The sequence below is a fragment of the Hyphomonas sp. J20-32 genome, from assembly GCF_055808555.1.
Map to the genome: position 1 here is coordinate 917263 of NZ_CM147873.1, position 19703 is coordinate 936965.

At 64.6% G+C, this 19703-nt stretch carries 22 protein-coding genes; 18 read left to right on the plus strand and 4 right to left on the minus strand.

From position 1 onward, the window contains the following. The first annotated feature begins 3 nt into the window (after positions 1-3). The 11 genes from trpB to AC0L7I_RS04530 all read left to right on the plus strand — a co-directional run bounded on the left by trpB (position 4) and on the right by AC0L7I_RS04530 (position 9409). Positions 4-1215, plus strand: a complete 1212-nt coding sequence (gene trpB / locus AC0L7I_RS04480) for a tryptophan synthase subunit beta (protein WP_473398344.1) — start codon at positions 4-6, stop codon at positions 1213-1215. A gap of 20 nt (positions 1216-1235) precedes the next feature. Beyond that, positions 1236-1622: a hypothetical protein gene (locus AC0L7I_RS04485; RefSeq protein ID WP_473398345.1), complete on the plus strand. Its 387-nt coding sequence runs from the start codon at positions 1236-1238 to the stop codon at positions 1620-1622. Continuing rightward, positions 1619-1939 (plus strand): divalent-cation tolerance protein CutA, encoded by a 321-nt coding sequence (gene cutA / locus AC0L7I_RS04490; protein ID WP_473398346.1) that lies wholly within the window; start codon positions 1619-1621, stop codon positions 1937-1939. Before AC0L7I_RS04485 ends, cutA begins: the two co-directional genes overlap by 4 nt. Continuing rightward, positions 1940-2767, plus strand: a complete 828-nt coding sequence (gene trpA / locus AC0L7I_RS04495; RefSeq protein WP_473398347.1) for a tryptophan synthase subunit alpha — start codon at positions 1940-1942, stop codon at positions 2765-2767. A 29-nt stretch (positions 2768-2796) separates the two neighbouring features. Beyond that, entirely contained in the window at positions 2797-3777 is a 981-nt protein-coding gene (locus AC0L7I_RS04500) for an acetyl-CoA carboxylase carboxyltransferase subunit beta (protein WP_473398348.1), read from the plus strand. Next, positions 3774-5027 (plus strand): bifunctional folylpolyglutamate synthase/dihydrofolate synthase, encoded by a 1254-nt coding sequence (locus AC0L7I_RS04505; protein ID WP_473398349.1) that lies wholly within the window; start codon positions 3774-3776, stop codon positions 5025-5027. Before AC0L7I_RS04500 ends, AC0L7I_RS04505 begins: the two co-directional genes overlap by 4 nt. Positions 5028-5110: 83 nt before the next feature. Beyond that, positions 5111-5944 (plus strand): isocitrate lyase/PEP mutase family protein, encoded by an 834-nt coding sequence (locus tag AC0L7I_RS04510; RefSeq protein WP_473398350.1) that lies wholly within the window; start codon positions 5111-5113, stop codon positions 5942-5944. A 121-nt stretch (positions 5945-6065) separates the two neighbouring features. Beyond that, positions 6066-6812, plus strand: a complete 747-nt coding sequence (locus AC0L7I_RS04515; RefSeq protein WP_473398351.1) for an electron transfer flavoprotein subunit beta/FixA family protein — start codon at positions 6066-6068, stop codon at positions 6810-6812. Beyond that, positions 6812-7741, plus strand: a complete 930-nt coding sequence (locus tag AC0L7I_RS04520) for an electron transfer flavoprotein subunit alpha/FixB family protein (protein WP_473398352.1) — start codon at positions 6812-6814, stop codon at positions 7739-7741. The genes AC0L7I_RS04515 and AC0L7I_RS04520 overlap by 1 nt, the downstream gene beginning before the upstream one ends. Positions 7742-7930: 189 nt before the next feature. Further along, positions 7931-8809 carry a 3-hydroxybutyryl-CoA dehydrogenase gene (locus AC0L7I_RS04525; protein ID WP_473398353.1) on the plus strand — a complete coding sequence of 293 codons (879 nt, stop codon included), beginning with the start codon at positions 7931-7933 and terminating at the stop codon, positions 8807-8809. 123 nt (positions 8810-8932) lie between these two features. Next, positions 8933-9409 (plus strand): thermonuclease family protein, encoded by a 477-nt coding sequence (locus AC0L7I_RS04530; protein WP_473398354.1) that lies wholly within the window; start codon positions 8933-8935, stop codon positions 9407-9409. 3 nt (positions 9410-9412) lie between these two features. On the opposite strand, the gene AC0L7I_RS04535 is transcribed toward AC0L7I_RS04530, so the two are convergent. After that, positions 9413-10090, minus strand: a complete 678-nt coding sequence (locus AC0L7I_RS04535; RefSeq protein ID WP_473398355.1) for a Fe2+-dependent dioxygenase — start codon at positions 10088-10090, stop codon at positions 9413-9415. A 98-nt stretch (positions 10091-10188) separates the two neighbouring features. Between AC0L7I_RS04535 and AC0L7I_RS04540 the strand changes: the two genes are divergently transcribed. Further along, positions 10189-10989 carry a hypothetical protein gene (locus tag AC0L7I_RS04540; RefSeq protein WP_473398356.1) on the plus strand — a complete coding sequence of 267 codons (801 nt, stop codon included), beginning with the start codon at positions 10189-10191 and terminating at the stop codon, positions 10987-10989. Here AC0L7I_RS04540 and AC0L7I_RS04545 read toward each other — a convergent pair. Continuing rightward, complete coding sequence (locus AC0L7I_RS04545; protein WP_473398357.1) at positions 10972-11562, minus strand: TlpA family protein disulfide reductase; 591 nt, start codon at positions 11560-11562, stop codon at positions 10972-10974. The two genes, AC0L7I_RS04540 and AC0L7I_RS04545, sit on opposite strands and share 18 nt — an antisense overlap. Positions 11563-11600: 38 nt before the next feature. Here AC0L7I_RS04545 and argH point away from each other — a divergent pair, with 38 nt between their 5' ends. From argH to AC0L7I_RS04575, 6 genes are read left to right on the plus strand one after another with little or no spacing between them, the layout of a single operon-like run. Then, on the plus strand, positions 11601-12998 hold the full coding sequence (argH, locus tag AC0L7I_RS04550) for an argininosuccinate lyase (RefSeq protein ID WP_473398358.1): 1398 nt from the start codon (positions 11601-11603) through the stop codon (positions 12996-12998). Positions 12999-13002: 4 nt separating this feature from the next. Next, positions 13003-13239 (plus strand): LPS translocon maturation chaperone LptM, encoded by a 237-nt coding sequence (gene lptM / locus AC0L7I_RS04555; RefSeq protein WP_473398359.1) that lies wholly within the window; start codon positions 13003-13005, stop codon positions 13237-13239. A 2-nt stretch (positions 13240-13241) separates the two neighbouring features. Continuing rightward, entirely contained in the window at positions 13242-13475 is a 234-nt protein-coding gene (locus AC0L7I_RS04560) for a hypothetical protein (protein WP_473398360.1), read from the plus strand. Between the two features lie 11 nt (positions 13476-13486). Continuing rightward, entirely contained in the window at positions 13487-14761 is a 1275-nt protein-coding gene (gene lysA, locus AC0L7I_RS04565; RefSeq protein WP_473398361.1) for a diaminopimelate decarboxylase, read from the plus strand. Beyond that, a complete protein-coding gene (locus AC0L7I_RS04570; RefSeq protein WP_473398362.1) occupies positions 14740-17490 on the plus strand; it encodes a DUF4175 domain-containing protein in 2751 nt (916 codons plus the stop codon). Before lysA ends, AC0L7I_RS04570 begins: the two co-directional genes overlap by 22 nt. 56 nt (positions 17491-17546) lie before the next feature. Beyond that, complete coding sequence (locus AC0L7I_RS04575; protein ID WP_473398363.1) at positions 17547-18509, plus strand: MBL fold metallo-hydrolase; 963 nt, start codon at positions 17547-17549, stop codon at positions 18507-18509. 335 nt (positions 18510-18844) lie between these two features. Here AC0L7I_RS04575 and AC0L7I_RS04580 read toward each other — a convergent pair whose 3' ends face one another. Both AC0L7I_RS04580 and AC0L7I_RS04585 read right to left on the minus strand, forming a co-directional pair. Continuing rightward, a complete protein-coding gene (locus AC0L7I_RS04580; protein WP_473398364.1) occupies positions 18845-19417 on the minus strand; it encodes a cob(I)yrinic acid a,c-diamide adenosyltransferase in 573 nt (190 codons plus the stop codon). Positions 19418-19425: 8 nt separating this feature from the next. Continuing rightward, positions 19426-19638 (minus strand): twin transmembrane helix small protein, encoded by a 213-nt coding sequence (locus AC0L7I_RS04585; protein ID WP_473398365.1) that lies wholly within the window; start codon positions 19636-19638, stop codon positions 19426-19428. Positions 19639-19703: the final 65 nt, after the last annotated feature.

Here is a 19703-nt window from a genome sequence, read left to right on the forward strand (position 1 = left end):
GAAATGGACTTGCGCAATACCTGGGACAAATGGCCGGACGCCAATGGCCGTTTCGGTGAGTTCGGCGGACGCTATGTCGCCGAAACGCTGATGCCGCTGATCCTCGACCTCGAAAAGGAATACCGCGCCGCCAAGCTCGACCCGGCCTTCAAGGCGCAGATGGATGACATGTGGGCCCACTATGTCGGTCGCCCGTCGCCGCTCTATTTCGCCGAACGCCTGACCAACCATTTCGGCGGTGCGAAAATCTATTTCAAGCGCGACGAGCTCAACCATACCGGCGCGCACAAGATCAATAATTGCCTCGGGCAAGTGCTGCTCGCCATGCGCATGGGCAAGACGCGCATCATTGCCGAGACCGGCGCCGGCCAGCACGGCGTGGCGACGGCGACGATCTGCGCCCGCTTCGGCCTGAAATGCGTGGTCTTCATGGGCGAGACAGACGTTGAGCGCCAGAAGCCGAACGTATTCCGCATGCGCCTGCTCGGCGCCGAGATCGTGCCGGTATCCTCGGGCACGGGCACGCTGAAGGACGCCATGAACGAGGCCCTGCGCGACTGGGTGACGAATGTCGACGACACGTTCTACTGTATTGGCACGGCGGCGGGCCCGCACCCCTATCCGGAAATGGTCCGCGACTTCCAGAGCATCATCGGCATCGAGGCCCGCGCGCAGATCCTTGAGCGCGAGGGCCGCCTGCCGGACGCGGTCATGGCCTGTATCGGCGGCGGCTCGAATGCGATCGGCCTGTTCCATCCCTTCATCGATGACGAGGGCGTCCGCCTGATTGGCGTCGAGGCTGCCGGTCATGGCATCGAGACCGGCGAACATGCCGCGGCCCTCAATGGCGGTAAGCCCGGCATCCTGCACGGTAACCGCACCTACCTGCTGCAGACCGATGACGGCCAGATCCTTGACGCACACTCGATCAGCGCCGGGCTGGACTATCCGGGCATCGGGCCGGAGCATGCCTTCTTGCGCGATACGGGCCGGGCTGAGTATCTATCTTGTACTGACGACGAGGCGCTCGCTGCATTCCAGTTATGTACTCAGCTTGAGGGAATCATCCCGGCGCTCGAACCCGCCCACGCCATTGCCCGCCTCGGTGATGTAATCGACGGCATGGACAAGGACGGCCTCCTGATCATGAATCTCTGCGGCCGCGGCGACAAGGACGTGTTCAGCGTGGCCAAGGCGCTGGGAGTGGACATGTGAGGCTGCGACTAGGCGCAATCATGTTAGCCATCTCGTTCCTGCCGGAATTTGCAGGAGCAGAAAACGCGGCCGAAAATGCCGTCCGGTTCTCTCCGAGCGAGGGTTTCGCATTTCGTTCACCCTGCCGGGCAGGGAGTTTCGACCCAAAATCGGGGCCTTCGGCGAGCCTATTCGACGGTTGCCTCCTGCGGACCGACGGAAAGGCTGACGGCCTGGACGCGGAGTTCGAGCGTCTTGTGGCTCTGGCCGACCCGGATCAAAACATATGCGACAGCAATATTGAGGCAAGTAGCCAACGCGGAGTGCTGTTTGACACGTCCGGTGCCTGTGGCACTCCGGAATCCGACGAAATAGATATGATCACCTTCAATCTCGATCGATCAACCAGTTGCGGATTCACACAATGACCAATCTCCTCCTCATCCGCATTACCTGCCCCTCGCGCCGCGTTGCCGAAGAGATTGCCGACGCCGCTGTCGAAAAACGTTTCGCGGCTTGCGCCAACCTGGAAGGACCGGTGACCTCGACCTATCGCTGGAAGGGCGTCGTCGAACATGCCTTCGAGTTCGTTCTCTGGATGAAGGCGCCGGAATCGCGCTGGAATGATATCGAGGCGCTGGTAGGCGACATCCATCCCTATGACGTGCCGGCCATCGTCGCCCTGCCCTGTGCCCATGCCTCAGCCTCCTACGCGGCCTGGGTCAACGAGAATACGGATACCTGAATGCCCACTTCCCGAATAACCGCGCGCTTTGACAAGGTTAAGGCCGAACACCGCGCAGCGCTCGTCGCCTACCTGATGGCCGGCGACCCGGACCTGGAAACAAGCTTCCAGTCCATGTGCGCGCTGCGCGACAATGGCGCTGACATTATCGAACTCGGTGCGCCTTTTACCGACCCGATGGCCGATGGTCCGGCCATCCAGCTTGCGGGCCTCCGCTCGCTTGCCAATCATACGAAGCTGGTCGATGTGCTGGCGCTGGCCGCCCGTTTCCGCGAGACCGACCAGGACACGCCGCTGATCCTGATGGGCTATGCCAACCCGGTCCATTCGCTCGGCTACGGCGCCTTTGCCGAGGCCGCCCATGCGGCTGGCATCGACGGCACGATCCTTGTCGACCTGCCGCCGGAAGAAGACCAGGTCCTGCGCGACGAGTATGCCAAGCATGATCTTTCCGTCATCCGCCTCGCCACGCCGACTACGCATGAGGCCCGCATGGCCAAGGTGGCCGAAGGCGCCTCGGGATTCATCTATTTCGTTGCTGTAACCGGTGTTACAGGTGCCGGTTCTGCCGATCCGAAGGCGATTGCCGGGAATGTCGAAATGGTGCGGCGTGTATCAGGACTGCCGGTATGTGTTGGATTCGGGGTGAAAAATGGTGCACAGGCTGTAGAAATGGCTAAAATCGCCGACGGGGTTGTCGTTGGCTCCGCTTTCGTGGAGCATGCCCGGTCAGCCCACGAATCGGGTGATCATTCTGAAGCGCCGCGGGGAATGGGCGCACTTGCAGGGGAATTGACCGCAGCGATGGCTGCAGTCGCCAAAGCGTAGGGACTGTTACGGTCTTAAGGAGTTGAGGCATGAACTGGATTACCAAGGTCACCCCGCCGGGCCTGAAAACCATGCTCGCCAAGAAAGAAACGCCCGACGACCTCTGGGTCAAATGCCCGGCGTCCGGTGAACTCGTCTACAGGGCCGATCTGGAAGAAAGCTGGTGGGTCACGCCCGCCGGCGCACACATGCGCATCAGCCCGCGCACCCGCTGCCGCCTCCTGTTCGACGACGAGCGCTGGGAGCCGCTGGCCCTGCCGGCTGTGCCGACGGACCCTCTGAAATTCAAGGACGACAAGCCTTATCCGGCACGCATCAAGGCGGCCAAGGCCAAGATCGCCGCCCGCGAAAAGCGCGAGACCGAGCATGGCGGCGCGCCCCTGATCCAGGACGATTGCATGGTTGCCGCCTATGGCAAGATCGGCGGCGTGCCGACCGTCGTCCTTGTCCAGGATTTCGACTTCATGGGCGGCTCGCTCGGCATGGCCGCTGGCGAAGGCTTCGTCACGGCGGCCCAGATGGCACTCGCCCGCAAGGCGGCTTTTGTCGTCTGCACCGCGTCCGGCGGCGCCCGCATGCAGGAAGGCACGCTCAGCCTGATGCAGATGCCGCGCACCACGCTGGCCGTGAATGAGCTGGCCGATGCCAAGCTGCCCTATATTGTCGTGCTGACCGACCCGACATCGGGCGGCGTCTCGGCCTCCTACGCGATGCTGGGCGACATTCACGTCGCCGAGCCGGGCGCCATGATCGCCTTCTCCGGTCCGCGCGTGATCGAGCAGACGATCCGCGAAAGCCTGCCCAAGGGCTTCCAGCGGTCGGAATTCCTGCGTGAAAAAGGCCAGGTCGATATCGTTGTCGACCGGCGCAAGCTGAAGGCGACGCTCGCGCGGATACTGACACATCTCATGCCCAATTCCCGACGGCGGGAGGATTTCTCCATAACGCCGCTCAGCCAGCCGAAAACCCACGCGCCTAAACCGCCGGTGTCCAAGGGCAAGTCTGCTTGATCGGAGACAGTGCGGCCCTTGCCGCAGCGCTGAAGCGTTTCGAAGGGCTCTATCCAGAAACAATCGAGCTTTCGCTCGGGCGGGTCGAGGCGGCGCTCGAGGCGCTTGGCCGTCCGCAGGACCGGCTGCCGCCGGTCATCCATGTTGCAGGCACCAATGGCAAGGGGTCGACCTCGGCCTTCATGCGCGCCATGGCCGAAGCGGCAGGTCTCAAGGTCCATGTCTTCACCTCGCCGCATCTGGTGCGCTTCAACGAGCGCATCCGGCTGGCCGGCGAGATAGTCGACGACGCGCGCCTGATCGCCTGGCTCGACCGCACGTTCGAAGCCCTGACGGGCCTCCAGATCACGCATTTCGAGGCGACCACGGCAGCGGCCTTGCTGGCCTTCAGCGAAGTCCCGGCAGACCTGCTGATCCTCGAAGTCGGCCTTGGCGGGCGCTATGACGCGACCAATGTGATCGAGGAACCGGCGCTCTGCGTGATCACGCCGGTGGACTTCGACCACAAGGCCTTCCTCGGCTCCGATATCCGCAAGATCGCGGGCGAAAAGGCCGGCATCATCCGCCCGCACCGACCGGTCCTCACCGCCATCCAGCGCAAGGTCTGCGACGAGGTGATCGCGAAAGAGGCCGCCCGGCTCGACGCCCCGCTCTACCGCCTGAAGGCGCATTTCATCGATGCCATGCCGCAGGACATTTCCCTGATCGGCGAGCACCAGCGCGGCAATGCCGCCCTCGCTGCGATGGCGATGCAGCTGTTCGGCGACTCGACCCGGATCGACCAGGCCGCAATCTTCAAAGGCGCGCGCACGGCGACATGGCCCGCGCGCATGCAGCGCCTCAAGCCCGGCCCGGTCACGGCGCTCGCCCCCGACGCGGAAGTCTGGCTGGATGGCGGCCACAATCCGCATGCGGCGAGGGCGATTGCGCGCCACCTCAAGCACCTGCCCGGCAAGACGGTCCTCGTCACGGCCATGCTCGCCTCGAAAGACGCGACCGGATTCTTCCTGCCGTTCCGGCACCTGAAGCCTGACGTCTTCACGTTGCCCAATGCGCCCGGCCATCGCGGCGCCGAGCCGCATGACCTGGCCGAAGCGGCCCGCACGGCCGGGCTGAATGTCTCCGTCTGCGACAGTCTCAATTCGGCCATCACGGCAGCGGCGGCCACCGGTGCGGATCGTATCCTGATCTGTGGCTCGCTCTACCTCTCCGGTGACGTGCTGGCGCGCAATCTCGAACCGCCGGAATAGGCGCCGTCCGGAATCGCAAGTTTCGGGTGGCTTGCGCGTTGGCGTCCATGTGAACAAATGGGTTCGCAGATGGAGGGACGCGAATGACACCGCAAAAAGACAAGGCTTTTGCCTTCAAGGCCCTGCATGACCGCCCGGGCATGTTTGTGTTGCCAAACCCCTGGGACGTGGGTTCGGCTCGAATCCTTGCCGGGCTCGGCTTCAAGGCGCTTGCTTCGACCAGCGCGGGCTTTGCCGCCAGCACAGGCGTTGCCGACTATCATATCACCCGCGATCTCAAGCTCGCCCATGTCCGCCAGCTCTGTGCAGCCACGCCCCTGCCGCTGACGGCTGACCTCGAGAACGGCTTCGGCGACGGGCCGGATACCTGCGCCGAGACGATCCGGCTGGGCGCGGAAGCCGGCCTTGTTGGCGGCTCGATCGAGGATTTCACCGGCGATGCGGGCAATCCGCAGTACGAGATTGCAGCGGCTGTTGATCGCGTCCGCGCCGCTGTCGAGGCCGCCAATGCGCTGCCATTTCCCTTCCTCGTCACCGCCCGGGCCGAAAACTTCTTCACCGGGAACGGGGATCTCGCCGACGCGATTGCCCGCCTGCAGGCCTATCAGGAAGCTGGCGCCCATGTGCTCTACGCGCCCGGCCTGAAGACCATGGACGATATCAGGTCCGTCCTCGCGTCCGTCGACCGTCCGGTCAATGTGCTGATGGGCCCGCGCAGCGGCTTCGTGCCGATGGCGGAGCTTGAGACGCTGGGAGTGAAACGCGTCAGCATGGGCTCGGCCTTGTCCAACACGGCCTATGGCGCTCTGGTGGCGGCTGGCGAGGAACTCATGGCTACAGGAACGCTCGGCTTCCTGAAAGGCGCCGCCACCGGCAAGGCCCTTGCCGAGCTGATGGCGAAGGGGGCCGACGGCTAGGCGCGAAAGGAAAAGCGCGCCAAATTGACCTGAACGTCAACGTAAACCTTGCGTCTTTCGCGGCGGACGTTTAGTCACGCGGCCAATACGTCAAACCTCCGAAACCATAAGGGAGCACCGCATGAAGGTCCTCGTGCCCGTCAAACGCGTGATCGACTATAACGTGAAGGTCCGCGTCAAGCCGGACAAGACCGGGGTCGACCTCGCCAACGTCAAGATGTCCATGAACCCGTTCGACGAGATTTCCGTCGAAGAGGCCGTTCGGATGAAAGAGGCCGGCACGGTCACCGAGATCGTGGTTGTCTCGATCGGGCCCCAGCAGGCCCAGGAAACGCTGCGCACCTCGCTCGCCATGGGCGCTGATCGCGGCATCCTGATCAAGACCGACGCCACCGTCGAGCCGCTGGCTGTCGCCAAGCTGCTCGCCAAGGTCGTCGCCGAAGAGAAGCCCGACCTGGTCATCCTCGGCAAGCAGGCCATTGACGACGATTCGAACCAGACCGGCCAGATGCTGGCGGCATTGCTCGACTGGCCGCAGGGCACGTTCGCCTACAAGCTGGAAAAAGAGGGCGACAAGCTGACAGTCACGCGCGAAGTCGATGGCGGCCTGCAGACCGTCTCGCTGGCGCTGCCAGCCGTTGTCACGGTCGACCTTCGCCTCAACGAGCCGCGCTACGCCTCGCTGCCGAACATCATGAAGGCGAAGAAGAAGCCGATCGACGAGAAATCGCCGGAAGATTATGGCGTCGACATCTCGCCGCGTCTCACCGTTGTCTCCGTCACCGAGCCCGCCGTGCGCGAAGCGGGCGAGAAGGTCGAAGACGTCGCGACGCTGGTTGCCAAACTCAAGACCGCAGGAGCTGTGTAATGGCCGTACTCGTAATTGCTGAACATCATCATGGCGGCCTGTCGGACGCGACCCACAAGGTTGTCACCGCTGCTGCGAAATTCGGCGGCGACATCGATCTTCTCGTCGCGGGCGAAAACGCCGGCGCTGTGGCCCCGGAAGCGGCCAAGGTGTCCGGTGTCCGCAAGGTCCTGAAGGCCGAAGGCGAGACCCTGCGCAAGCAGACCGCTGAAGCCATGGAAGCGCTCGTCGTGCCGCTGATGGCAAACTATGACGCCGTCTTCATCGCCGCCTCGACCACCGGCAAGAACATCGCGCCGCGCATCGCCGCCAAGCTCGACGTGATGCAACTGTCCGAGATCATCGATGTTGTCGACCAGAGCACGTTCGTGCGTCCGATCTATGCCGGCAACGCGATCATGACGGTCAAATCGGCCGACGCCAAGAAAGTCATCACCGTGCGCGGCACGGCCTTCGCGGCCGCCGGCAATGATGGTTCGGCGTCGATTGAAGACGCCGCCGCGCCGTCCGGCCCGTTCAAGTCGGAATTCGTCTCGGAAGAAATGGTGAAATCGGATCGTCCCGAACTTACCGGTGCCAAGCGCGTCGTTTCCGGCGGCCGGGCCCTCGGTTCGGCTGAGGAATTCAACCGCCTCATCGTGCCACTCGCTGACAAGCTCGGTGCCGCTGTCGGCGCTTCGCGCGCCGCCGTCGACGCCGGTTACGCGCCCAACGATTACCAGGTCGGCCAGACCGGCAAGATCGTTGCGCCGGAGCTCTACATCGCCGTCGGCATTTCCGGCGCGATCCAGCACCTGGCCGGCATGAAGGATTCCAAGATCATTGTTGCCATCAACAAGGACGAGGAAGCCCCGATCTTCCAGGTGTCCGACTATGGTCTCGTGGCAGACCTCTTCGTCGCCGTTCCGGAACTGACAGACGCCCTCTAGGCGCCTGATACACAACGCATTTCGAAAAGCCCGGCCCGTGCGCCGGGCTTTTTTGCGCCTGTGCCCCGCACGCCACACACGCCGCGCAACGCAGGCCGATCTGCGCAATTAAGCTTGCGCTTTGACGCACTGCACAAAAAGGATAAGAGCGTGATGTAACAAAACTTGCACGTTCAGGACGAAACGCACATGGCAGAGCTGAAAACGGTAGGCATTATTGGCGCAGGCCAGATGGGCAATGGCATCGCGCATGTCGCGGCCCTGGCCGGCTATGACGTGATCATGACCGATATTTCCGACGAGGCGCTCACCAAGGGCGTCGCCACGATCGAAGGCAACATGCATCGCCAGGTCCTGCGCAACATGATCACCGACGAGGCCATGAAGTCCGGCCTCAAGCGGATCAAGACCTCCGCCTCCATCAAGGCTCACGAGGCGGCTGATATCGTCATCGAAGCGGCCACGGAAAAGCGCGAAATCAAGGAACATATCTTCCGCTCGATCTGCGAGATCGTTCCGGCCCACACCTATCTCGCCACCAATACGTCGTCCATTTCGGTCACACGCCTCGCCTCGGTCACCGACCGGCCCGACAAGTTCATCGGCATGCACTTCATGAACCCGGTGCCGCTGATGAAACTGATGGAAGTGATCCGCGGCCTCGCCACCAGCCAGGACACGTACGAAACCGCCATCACCTTTGCCGGCCGTCTCGACAAGACCACGACCAATGCCGAGGATTATCCGGCTTTCATCGTCAACCGCATCCTCGTGCCGATGATCAACGAAGCCGTCTACACGCTGTACGAAGGCGTCGGCACGGTGGAATCGATCGACACGGCCATGCGCCTCGGCGCCAACCATCCGATGGGCCCGCTGACGCTGGCAGACTTCATCGGCCTCGATACCTGCCTCTCGATCATGCAGGTCCTGCATGACGGCCTTGCCGATACCAAGTACCGGCCGTGTCCGCTTCTGGTGAAATATGTCGAGGCCGGCTGGGTCGGCAAGAAAGTCGGCAAGGGCTTCTACGACTATTCCGGCGAATTCCCCGTCCCGACACGCTAGGCGGTCGTGCCACCTCCAAATCACCTCCATGCCACGCCGGGTGAATGCCGGCTGGCGCGCCCGGCCTTAATCCCTGCTTAACCCCTGCGGCCCAGATTCGCCCCCTCATTCGAGGAGGCTTTCATGGCACGCAAGTTCACGGCTCCGCCCTGGCTGGTTGCAGCGCTCGTCCTGGCGTCCGGCGCCGGCATTGTGGCCCTCGCTGCGCAGGCGGCAACCGACGGGCCGGCGGCCGTCTACTGGTCTGACGGCGACAGTGGCCGCCTGCCGGACGGCACGAAATTCCGCCTCCACGATGTCGATTCCCCGGAAACCGGCAGCATGAAGCAGCGTGGCGGTGCCAAGTGCGAATCCGAGCGGATCCAGGGCTATGAAGCCAAGCAAGCCGCCGTTGATCTGACGCGCGGCAAGACGGTCAGGGTTGCGCAGGAATACGGGCCGGACCGTTATGGCCGCATGGTGGTTGATCTTGAAGTTGACGGCATGGACGTTGCGCTCACACTGATCGCTCAAGGCACCCACAGGGCCTGGGATTATGACGGCGGCGACCGCAAGCCTGACTGGTGCGCCCGTCAGGCAAAAGCGCCTGTCGCATTCTGAGTCTCAGTCGTCCGACCAGCGCCTGACAAGGTTGGCGATCACCTTGTCGAGGACGAGGTGCTCCGGATCGTCGGCGGCCAGTTTCGCCGCCAGCGCAGCGCGCAAATTCTCTAGCTCGAACAGGGTTTCGCGCGCCTGCGGGTCGCGCACGGCGCATTCGATCCAGCCGACACAGGCAAGCCGCTCGCCGCGTGTCACCGGGCGCACTTCATGGATGTCACCCGACGGATAGAGCACGAGATCGCCCGCCGCAGGCTTGGCCGCATGGGCGCCGCCGTGCGATTCCACCACGAGTTCGCCACCGTCATAGCTCTCCGGGTCGCTGAGGAAGAGCGTGAACGACATGTCCGTGCGCACCCGGTCCTCGCCTGATCCCACGCGGGCATTGTCGACATGCCGCCCGTAATAGTCGCCGGGCCCTGTGCGGCTGAGCATGAGGCGTGAAAACCGGGCGGGCTGGGCCGCGGCATTGAGAACCGGATGGCCTGAAATCGCCTGCATCAGGAAGTCATGAAGGGCCTCTCCCGGCACTGACCTGAGATTGGCCTGCTGGTTGTGCTTCACGCTCCTCGCCCGGCCCCCGGCTGTCCGTGTGCCGTCGACCCAGTCCAGCGCCTCGGCTTTCGTCCGGATACGCGCCAGGTCGCGCGGGCTCAGCAGGCTGGCAATCGTGAGGAACATGAACTGTAAAAATCCCGAAATCCTATTGAGAATGACTTGCAGTAACCAGCGTATCGGGCGTAGGTTCCGGGCGCAATCGAAACTCCGGAGCTGCGACAATGACATACACCCCAAAACGCTGGATCGGTCTCGGCCTCGGCGCCGCCCTGCTCGGGACAACGGGCCTCGTCGCCTGTGGCGGACCTGGCGGCGAAGCTGGTGAGGCCGGCGCGCCTGTGGCCAGTGTATCATCGCCCCAGGCGTCTCCTGCTGGTGAAGGCGGTGAGGGCGGCGGTGAAGGCGGTGCGATGGCAGGCCATGCCGACATGGCCACCCTGCCTGTCGACAAGCGGATCGCCTTCATGTCCGGCCATGTCGAGGCAGGCCTCGCGCTCTACCGTGCTGGCGCGCCCGAACAGGCCGCGCGTCACCTGCTCCACCCCGTGTCCGAAACCCATGCCGCCGAACGCGCCGGCATCGACGCCCTCGGATTCGACGCGGCGATCTTCGAGAAAGTGTCTGCCGAACTCGAAGCAGGAAAATCGGCTGAAGAGATTGCGCCCCAGCTCGACGCTGCTGAAGCCAATATCAAGCTGCTGCAGGAAAACGCCAATGCCGATCCGGTCGGCCAGATCGATTTCCTGATGGATACGTGTATCGAGGAATACAAGGTCGGCGTCGTGAACGGCGTGATCGACAATGCCGGGGAATACCAGGACGCCTATGGCTTCTCCGTCGTCGCCCGCGACATTGCCAAACGCCTCGGCACGCCGGAATCAGAGCCTCTGGTCATGGAACTCGAACTGCTGGTGCGCATGTGGCCAGCGACTGGCCCCCTCGCGGACAGCACGCCGGCACCCGTCAGCGAGATTGCCGCACAGGTCTCCCGCGTGAAACTGGAATTATCCGACCTTCGCTAGGACCGCATCGATAAAGCTGATCGCTTCGAGGGACGACCAGTCGGCATCGCCCGCCAGCCGGGCGATTTCCTTGCCGTCCGGCCCGTAAAGGATGCTGGTGGGGAAGCCTTTGACCCCCGCGCCATAGACGATCTCGTAGTCTTCCGGCGGTGCGATATGGAAGGAAATATTGGCCGCGCCAAGCTCACCAAGCCGTTTGACGGCATAGTCCTTGTCCTCGCTGCCATCGACGCTGATGGCGACCACTTCGAACCGGTCGCCGCCGCGTGCCGCCTGCAGGGCGCCTAGCGACGGCATTTCACGTTCGCACGGCGCGCACCATGTCGCCCAGAAATTCACCAGCACGGTCTTGCCCTTCCAGGCTGCCAGCGTCACCGGTGTGCCATCGGCGGCGAACAGGTTGTCGGTCGGTTGCGGCTCGCCAGCGGACGCGAAACTCAGCTTCGTCATGTCGCCCGTGGCGTAGCGTTCAAGCGGATTGGACGGCGGCTTTCCGCCCGCTGCGCTGATCAGCACATAGACAATTGCGACAAGGGCGACCAAGAAGAGGCCGATAAAAGCTAGGCGGGTCATCAGGGACGGTCTCCTCGCGTCGGAAAAAGGATATGGCAATGAACCAGGGCAAAGGCCAGACAATGTGGGGAGGACGCTTTGCCGCGACCCCGTCCGAGATCATGGACGAGATCAATTGCTCGCTGGATGTGGACCGGCGCATGGCCGAGGAAGACATCGCCGGAAGCCGCGCCCATGCTGACATGCTGGCCGAAATGGGCATCATCTCCCAGGACGATAACGAGGCGATCCAGTCCGGACTCGACGGCGTGCTGGGCGAGCTGCGCGATGGCAGCTTCCCGTATCGCCGCGAACTGGAAGACATTCACATGAATGTCGAGGCGCGCCTGAAGGAGCTGATCGGAGCGCCCGCAGGGCGCCTGCACACGGCCCGTTCGCGCAACGACCAGGTTGTCACCGACTTCCGGCTCTGGACGCGCAGCGCGCTCGACGGGGCAGGGGCGCTGGTCGCTGGCCTGCAGGCTGCGCTGGTCAGGCGCGCTGACGAGCATGCCGCCACCATCATGCCGGGCTTTACCCATCTCCAGACTGCCCAGCCGGTCACTCTCGGCCACCACCTGCTCGCCTATGTCGAAATGGCCTCGCGCGACCGCTCGCGGCTCGCAGACTGCGCCGTGCGCCTGAATGAAAGCCCGCTCGGCGCTGCCGCACTTGCCGGCACCGGGTTTCCCATCGACCGCGACATGACGGCTGAAGCCCTCGGTTTTGCCCGGCCCATGGCGAATTCGCTCGACGCCGTCGCCTCGCGCGATTTCGCCCTCGAAGCCCTCGCCGGTCTCTCGATCGCCGCGACACATCTCTCGCGCCTTGCCGAGGAAATCGTGCTCTGGACCAGCCCGCAATTCGGCTTTGCGACCCTGACCGACGCATGGTCGACCGGCAGTTCGATCATGCCGCAGAAACGCAATCCCGACGCGGCTGAACTCGTGCGCGCCAAGGCGGCGCTGGTCACCGCGAATTACAGCGCGCTTCAGGGCGCCATCAAGGCCCTGCCGCTCGCCTATGCCAAGGACCTGCAGGACGACAAGCGCCTCACTTTCGAAGCCTTCGACACGTTCAATCTCTGTGTTCGCGCCATGACCGGCATGATCGAGACGATCCGGTTCAAGCCGGACGCCATGCGGGCGGCTGCGGCAAAGGGCTTTTCCACGGCCACAGACCTCGCCGACTGGCTCGTGCGCGAGCTCGGCCTGCCTTTCCGCGAGGCGCACCACATCACGGGCGCGCTGGTGGCGGAAGCCGAGGCGAAATCCTGCGATCTCGCCGATCTTGCCCTGGTCGACATGCAGGGCGTGCATGCAGGTATTTCGAAGGCGGTCTATGATGTGCTGACAGTTGAGGCGTCTGCCTCATCCCGGACATCTTATGGGGCCACAAGCCCTGTTCGCGTCGCCGAACAAGTGGCACAGTGGAAACAGAGACTGCGACTGGAGTAACACGATGAAACGTCCCCTTTTGCTCGCTGCGGCGCTGCTGGCCGCGAGCACCCTCTCAGCCTGTGGCCTGACCGGCGACCTGAAGCGCCCGGCGCCCCTGTGGGGTGAACCGGACTCGGCAGCGGAACCGGCTGACTTGCCGGGCGAAGCCGAATCCGACCTGCCGCCGCTGCCTGAGCGCGAATCCGCCGGAACCGACGATGCCGACGACGAATTGCTCGGCGGGGCCGACGGAAACTGATCGTGCTGAGGCCGCTCGCGCGTTCCTGGCGGATCGGGGCAGGCGCGTTCCTGCTCGCGGCCTGCCAGTCAGGTCCCTACAGGGTCACCGCGCCCGCCTCGCCGGTTCTGCCGCTCGCGGTACCGGTAGTGCCGGAGAACCCGGATGGCGAGCGTATCAATCAATGGGGCGGCATCGTGCCGGATACCCTGCCCACCATTCCCGTCGATGATGGCGGCCTCGGTGAAGTGGAATAGAACGAACTCGCATGCATCATTTTACCTACCAGGGCGGAAGCCTCCATTGCGAAGGCGTCGACCTCGCTGCCATCGCGGACACGGTCGGAACGCCCTGCTATGTCTATTCCTCCGCCACGCTCACCCGCCACGCGCGCGTCATTGCCGAGGCCTTCGAGGGCCAGGACTGCCTGATCGCTTATTCGGTCAAGGCCAATGGCAATCTCGCCGTCCTGTCGACACTGGCGAAAGAGGGCTGCGGTGCCGACGTGGTCAGCGGCGGTGAACTGCAGCGCGCCCTGAAGGCGGGCATTCCAGCCAGCCGGATCGTGTTTTCCGGTGTCGGCAAGACCGCGCCCGAAATGGACCTGGCGCTCGCCAAGGGCATCCACCAGTTCAATGTCGAAAGCGCCGGCGAGCTTCGCCTTCTCTCAGCCGTTGCCAGCGCGCTCGGCAAGACCGCACCGATTGCCCTGCGCGTGAACCCGGACGTCGCCGCCGGCGGACACCCCAACATCTCCACCGGCAAGAAGGGCGACAAGTTCGGCATCCCGTGGAGCGAGGCCGAAGCCCTCTATGCGGAAGCAGCGACCCTGCCCGGCATCGCCGTTGTCGGCGTCGACGTGCATATCGGCAGCCAGATCGGCGACCTCGTGCCGATGCGCGCGGCCTTCGAAAAGATTGTCGGCCTCACCCAGCGCCTGCGCGCATCCGGCCACACGATCAGCCGCATCGATGTCGGCGGCGGTCTCGGCATCCCCTACAAGGCGGGCGATACGCCCGCCCCGCCCTCGGCCTATGCCCGGATGATCGCCGAAGTCACGGATGGTCTCGGCGTTCAGGTCATCCTCGAGCCCGGCCGCGTGATCGCGGGAAATGCCGGTGTCCTGCTGACCACGGCCCTCTACGAAAAGCCGGCGCCTGACCGCACCTTCCTGATCCTCGATGCCGGCATGAACGACCTGATGCGCCCGGCGCTCTATGATGCCCACCATGACATCCTGCCGCTGGCCGAGCCGGGCCCGGATGCCGGACAGGCCACCTATGACGTGGTCGGCCCGATCTGCGAGTCGACCGACAAGTTCGCCGTCGGGCGCCAGTTGCCGGCCGTCGCGCCCGGCGACCGGCTCGCATTCATGTCAGCGGGGGCCTATGGCGCGGTCCTGTCTTCGGCTTACAATGCCAGGCCGCTTGTGCCGGAAGTGCTGGTGCACGGCGAAAAGTTCGACATCGTGCGGAGGCGTCCGACCTTCGATGAAATGGTAGAGTTGGAGCAGGTACCCGATTGGCTGACCCGAACGGCATGAAGGCGATCGACGCCAAGGTTTCCGCGACATGGCGGAAACTGACGCTGTTGGCGCTTGGCCGCGCATTCTGGCCGCTATTCGTCTTTGTCAGCCTGTTCTTCGCCATGGCGCTGGCGGGCGTGTTCGACCGGCTCCAGCCGGCCATCGGCGCCGTCATGACGCTGGTCTTCTTCCTCGGCGGCGCCCTCCTGCTGATCCGGGGCCTCCGGCGCTACCGGCCGGTCAGCCGCACCTTTGCGCGCGACGCGCTCGACCGCCAGTCGGACCTGCGCCCGCTGACCTCGCTGACGGACCGGCCTGCCGACCCGTCGCGCGGTGCCCAGCGCCTGTGGCGCCACCATCGCGACCGCCTGCTGGCCGAACTTGGCAACCTGCGCCCGCCCTCTCTGCGTGCCGCCTGGAAAGCGCTTGACCCCTATGTCCTCCGCGTCATCCTGCCCGCCGCGCTGGCCGCCATTGCGATCATCGCGTGGAGCGATGCGCCGGGCCGCGTTCTGCGGGCCTTCTCGCCGGATTATGGCGCGCTGATGGGCGCCGACGACATGGTGGTCGAAGCCTGGATCACACCGCCCGAACATACCGGCCGTGCGCCGATCTTCCTGAAGCCCGGCCTTGATGGCGTGCGCGTGCCCAAGGGCTCGGAAGTCACCCTGCGCACCCAGGCCCACTCCGCCCCGCGCCTCGTCATGAAGGGCCGCAAGACCCGTGCCCAAGCTTTCCTGGCAACGCCGGACGGCGCGTATGAGGCCAAGGCGAAGGTGATGGAAGACACGCGCCTTTCCGTGCGATGGTGGGGCGAGCGCGCCGCATGGCGCCTGCTGGCTTCGCCGGACGATCCGCCGACCGTGAAATTCGTCGCGATCCCGTCAATCGGGACGCAGGACCGGATCGTGTTCACTTGGGGCGCTACCGACGATTATGGCGTGACCCGGCTGGAGCTCGCCATCTCTCTGCGCGACCCCAACCCCGCCGCACCGGACGCTGAAGACCGTGTCCCCGTGCCGCTGCCGGGCGTGTCGCCGACGCAAGGGTCCGATACGGTCCAGCTTGACCTCACCCGCCACCGCTGGGCAGGCCTTCCGGTCAATGTCCGTCTGGTCGCCACCGATGGGGCCGGGCAGGAGGGCACCAGCGAGACCGTGCCCTTCATCCTGCCGGAAAAACTCTTCCTCGAACCCATCGCAAGGGTGGCGCAGGAAGTGCGCGTCACCGTCCTGCGCGAGCCCGGCGCCTATGCCGCGCTGCCGAAGAACGACCAGACCCTGCAGCAGGACGCCCTCAACACCAATGCCGCCAACCGGCTCGCCGCCGCCCCGCCGGGTGTCCAGAAGGCCGCCCTGATGCTGGATGCGGTCACCCTGCAGGGTGAGCGCTACATGCCGAACATCGCGGCCTTCCTGACCTTCCGCACGGCGCAGGGCGTCCTGTCTGCCGCCAGTACCAAGGAAGAGGCAGACGCGATCGATCCGTTGCTCTGGGCGCTCGCGCTGAAATCGGAATATGGCAGTGCCGCCGATGCCCTGCGCCGCCTCGAAGCGGCCCGCCGGGCGCTCGAACAGGCCCTGCGCGACGGCGCTTCGGAAGATGAAATCAAGCGCCGCATGGAAGCGTTCCGCGACGCAGCGAACAATTACCTTGCCGCCAAGATGGCCGAAGCCATGGCCAATGGCGGGGAAGCGCCGCCCTCGAACGAAGACGGGCAGGCTTCCGCCAGCGGGCCGAATCTCGGCGGACAGGATTTCGAGGACATGCTGCAGGCCCTGCAGGACCTGACCGAGACCGGTGCCACCGACCAGGCCCGCCAGCTGCTTTCCGACATCACCAACATGTTGCAGAACCTCGAATTCCAGAAGGGCGGCGGCGCGGGCAAGGGCATGCCGGGCATGCCCGGAGAGCAGGCCGAGAACGAAGACCTGCCGCCGGAAGAGCAGGAACTCACCGATGCGATGAAACGCTTGTCGGATATCCTGCGCGAACAGCGCCAGTTGAACGACGACACGCTGGCGCAGGAGCGCGGCGAACGCCCCGGCGAACAACCGGGCGAGGGCACGGAGCCCGGCCAGCAGGCAGGCACCCAGCCGGGCCAGCAGCAAGGCCAGCCGGGCGGCGACGACGCATCGGGCAGCCAGCAGGCGGGCAACGGCTCGCAGGCCGGCGAGACGCCCGGCACGGGGTCGGGTGAAACCGACTCGGCGGAGAATACCGAAACCGGCTCCGGCCCCGGCAGGCGCCCGTCCGAACAAACGCTTGCCGAACGCCAGGCCCGCCTCGGCGAACTCGTCGAGAAGCTCGCCCGCGAGAAAGGCCTCGGCCAGGGCGGCGAGTCCGGCGAGAACGCGCTCGAAGGCCGTATCGACCCGGATGCGCTCGAAGATATCCGCCGCGCCCAGCGCCGCGCCGAGGATGCGCTGGCGCAGGGCAATGAGCGCCGCGCCGCCCGCAACCAGGAACTTGCCACCCAACTCCTGTCGGAACAGTCCAGCAGCCTTGCCAAGGCGCTCGACGAAGTCCGCGCGGCGCGCACGGGCGAAGGCGACCCCGGCAATGCGACCGATCCGTTTGGCCGCAATGCCTCGGGCGGCGGCAGCAATGGCGAGAATGTCGACATCCCCGACGCCGGCGAACGCCAGCGCGCCAAGGACATTCTCGACGAGTTGCGCCGCCGCTACAATGACGCCGAGGATGAGGAAGAGCGCGAATACCTGCGCCGCCTGCTCGAACGCTTCTGACCTTGCGCGCAGGCGCCAAGCCTGCCTTGATACTGGAAAAATCAGGAGGACGCGCGATGGCAGGGCGCTGGAACTATTCACACGGCCTGAAAGACATCGGCAATGGCCTCTATGCCTGGCTGCAGCCGGATGGCGGCTGGGGCTGGTCGAATGCGGGCCTGATCGTCGATGGCGACCAGTCGCTGCTGGTCGACACATTGTTCGACATGAAGCTGACTGCCGACATGCTGAAGGCCATGGGCGACGCCACCGGCCTCGCGCCGGACGATATCGGCGTGATCGTCAACACGCATGCCAATGGCGACCATACGCACGGCAATGGCTGCTGCCAGCATGCCGAGATCATCGCGTCGGAGGCCAGCGCCCGCGAGATGGAAGACGTCAATCCGGCCTTGCTCGCCCAATTGCTGCAAATGGCCCCCAACATGGGTGCGGCGGGCGCCTATTTCTCCGAGATTTTCGGCATGTTCGATTTTGCCGGAGTCAGGGAACGCGCCCCCACACGCACCTTTTCCGGCCAGCTCGACCTCAAGGTCGGCGACAAGGCGGTGGAGCTGATCGAGGTCGGCCCGGCGCATACGGCAGGCGACGTGCTCGTGCATGTGCCGTCAGACCGCGCCGTGTTCACCGGCGACATCCTGTTCATCGACGGCACGCCGCTGATGTGGGCCGGGCCGGTATCGAACTGGATCCGCGCCTGTGACAGGATCTGCGACATGGATGTCGATGTCATCGTGCCCGGGCATGGTCCGATCACGGACAAGGCAGGCGTGCGCCGCGTCGCCGAATACCTCGCCTATATAGATGCCGAGGCTCGCAAGCGCTTCGATGCCGGGATGGAAGTGCGCGAAGCCGCGCTCGATATTGCGCTCGGCGATTATGCCAGCTGGGGCGACGCCGAGCGCATCGCCGTCAATGTCGATTCTCTCTACCGGGAGTATCGTGACGACGGCGTCGTCACCCCCGTCCTCGGCCTCTTCGCCCTGATGGCCGACACACGCGACGCGATGCGGAAGTAGGAATTTGGGCGCTTTAGCCAAGAGCGGCATTTGTTTCTGGCCTGTTCTGGCTAGCCATAGGTCTGTGATCGTTGATACTTCACTTCATGGAAGACCGATCAGTGAAACTGTTGGAACGAGGGAGCAATAGAATCCACATCGTTAAACGATCGGATGGGTCCTATACATACAAGCACCAGAGCGCCAAGAATGGTGATTGGGGTTTGCTCGGGCCGAGTTGCGGTATCTACGATTCTGCGGAAACTGCTGAATCTGAAGCCCGCGCGCGGGTCTGGTGGTTGCGCGTCCCGCTCTGACGCCGAAAACAGGTATGTTGGCGCGTATTGCGTGCTCCGCTACCGGTTCGCCCCCGGCACCCACTTGATATCATCCCTGCCATTATTGTTCGCCACGCGGCCGATCACGAACAGCCAGTCCGACAGGCGGTTGGCATAGGCCAGCGCCTCGGCGCTCACCACTTCATCCTCCAGACCGAACAGTTCGGCGATCTGGCGCTCGGCCCGGCGGCAAAGGGTGCGGGCGACATGCAGCTGCGCGGCGAGCGGGCTGCCCCCCGGCAGGATGAAACTGTCCAGCGGCGCGATATTCACGTTCATCGCGTCGATCTCGGTCTCGAGGCGCTTGACCTGCGCCTCGACAATGCGCAGCGGCGTCCATTCCAGCTTGTCGCCGCGGTCGGGCGTCGCGAGGTCCGCGCCAAGGTCGAACAGGTCGTTCTGCACCCGGCGCAGCGCCGCCAGCATCTCGCCCTCGGCATGCAGCGCCGCCACGCCCAGCGCCGCGTTCACCTCGTCCACGGTGCCATAGGCGGCCACGCGCGGGTGCCACTTGTCGAGCGGCTCCCCGGTCGACAGGCGGGTTTTGCCCTTGTCGCCAGCCTTGGTGTAAATCTTGTCGAGCTTGACCATGGGGTCTCCTAGAAGCCGATCTTGAATGCCCCGGCAAACAGGCCGAGCGCCACGAGAATGGCGATCACGATGGCCTGCACGAAAATGCGCAGGCGCATCAGTTTGTTCGAGCGGCTGGCCTGGTTCTCGTCCGTCCGGGCGAGGTTGGCGATGCCGAAGCCGAGGACGATCACGAGGGCCGCGATACCGATATAGAAGGCGATGGACAGGAAGAGTTGCATGTTTGGCGCCTTTCCGGCTGTGTCAGCGGCCAATATGGGCCCGGAATCCGCAAACGGCCATGCGC

What these genes read in the sequence shown, in the direction of transcription:
- lptM (WP_473398359.1), top strand. Translation starts at nt 13,003, where the DNA reads ATGAAACGTCCCCTTTTGCTCGCTGCGGCGCTGCTGGCCGCGAGCACC.
- AC0L7I_RS04500 (WP_473398348.1), top strand. Translation starts at nt 2,797, where the DNA reads ATGAACTGGATTACCAAGGTCACCCCGCCGGGCCTGAAAACCATGCTC.
- AC0L7I_RS04525 (WP_473398353.1), top strand. Translation starts at nt 7,931, where the DNA reads ATGGCAGAGCTGAAAACGGTAGGCATTATTGGCGCAGGCCAGATGGGC.
- trpA (WP_473398347.1), top strand. Translation starts at nt 1,940, where the DNA reads ATGCCCACTTCCCGAATAACCGCGCGCTTTGACAAGGTTAAGGCCGAA.
- argH (WP_473398358.1), top strand. Translation starts at nt 11,601, where the DNA reads ATGAACCAGGGCAAAGGCCAGACAATGTGGGGAGGACGCTTTGCCGCG.
- AC0L7I_RS04585 (WP_473398365.1), bottom strand. Translation starts at nt 19,638, where the DNA reads ATGCAACTCTTCCTGTCCATCGCCTTCTATATCGGTATCGCGGCCCTC.
- AC0L7I_RS04520 (WP_473398352.1), top strand. Translation starts at nt 6,812, where the DNA reads ATGGCCGTACTCGTAATTGCTGAACATCATCATGGCGGCCTGTCGGAC.
- AC0L7I_RS04575 (WP_473398363.1), top strand. Translation starts at nt 17,547, where the DNA reads ATGGCAGGGCGCTGGAACTATTCACACGGCCTGAAAGACATCGGCAAT.
- AC0L7I_RS04515 (WP_473398351.1), top strand. Translation starts at nt 6,066, where the DNA reads ATGAAGGTCCTCGTGCCCGTCAAACGCGTGATCGACTATAACGTGAAG.
- AC0L7I_RS04580 (WP_473398364.1), bottom strand. Translation starts at nt 19,417, where the DNA reads ATGGTCAAGCTCGACAAGATTTACACCAAGGCTGGCGACAAGGGCAAA.
- AC0L7I_RS04485 (WP_473398345.1), top strand. Translation starts at nt 1,236, where the DNA reads ATGTTAGCCATCTCGTTCCTGCCGGAATTTGCAGGAGCAGAAAACGCG.
- AC0L7I_RS04530 (WP_473398354.1), top strand. Translation starts at nt 8,933, where the DNA reads ATGGCACGCAAGTTCACGGCTCCGCCCTGGCTGGTTGCAGCGCTCGTC.
- AC0L7I_RS04540 (WP_473398356.1), top strand. Translation starts at nt 10,189, where the DNA reads ATGACATACACCCCAAAACGCTGGATCGGTCTCGGCCTCGGCGCCGCC.
- trpB (WP_473398344.1), top strand. Translation starts at nt 4, where the DNA reads ATGGACTTGCGCAATACCTGGGACAAATGGCCGGACGCCAATGGCCGT.
- AC0L7I_RS04535 (WP_473398355.1), bottom strand. Translation starts at nt 10,090, where the DNA reads ATGTTCCTCACGATTGCCAGCCTGCTGAGCCCGCGCGACCTGGCGCGT.
- lysA (WP_473398361.1), top strand. Translation starts at nt 13,487, where the DNA reads ATGCATCATTTTACCTACCAGGGCGGAAGCCTCCATTGCGAAGGCGTC.
- cutA (WP_473398346.1), top strand. Translation starts at nt 1,619, where the DNA reads ATGACCAATCTCCTCCTCATCCGCATTACCTGCCCCTCGCGCCGCGTT.
- AC0L7I_RS04510 (WP_473398350.1), top strand. Translation starts at nt 5,111, where the DNA reads ATGACACCGCAAAAAGACAAGGCTTTTGCCTTCAAGGCCCTGCATGAC.
- AC0L7I_RS04545 (WP_473398357.1), bottom strand. Translation starts at nt 11,562, where the DNA reads ATGACCCGCCTAGCTTTTATCGGCCTCTTCTTGGTCGCCCTTGTCGCA.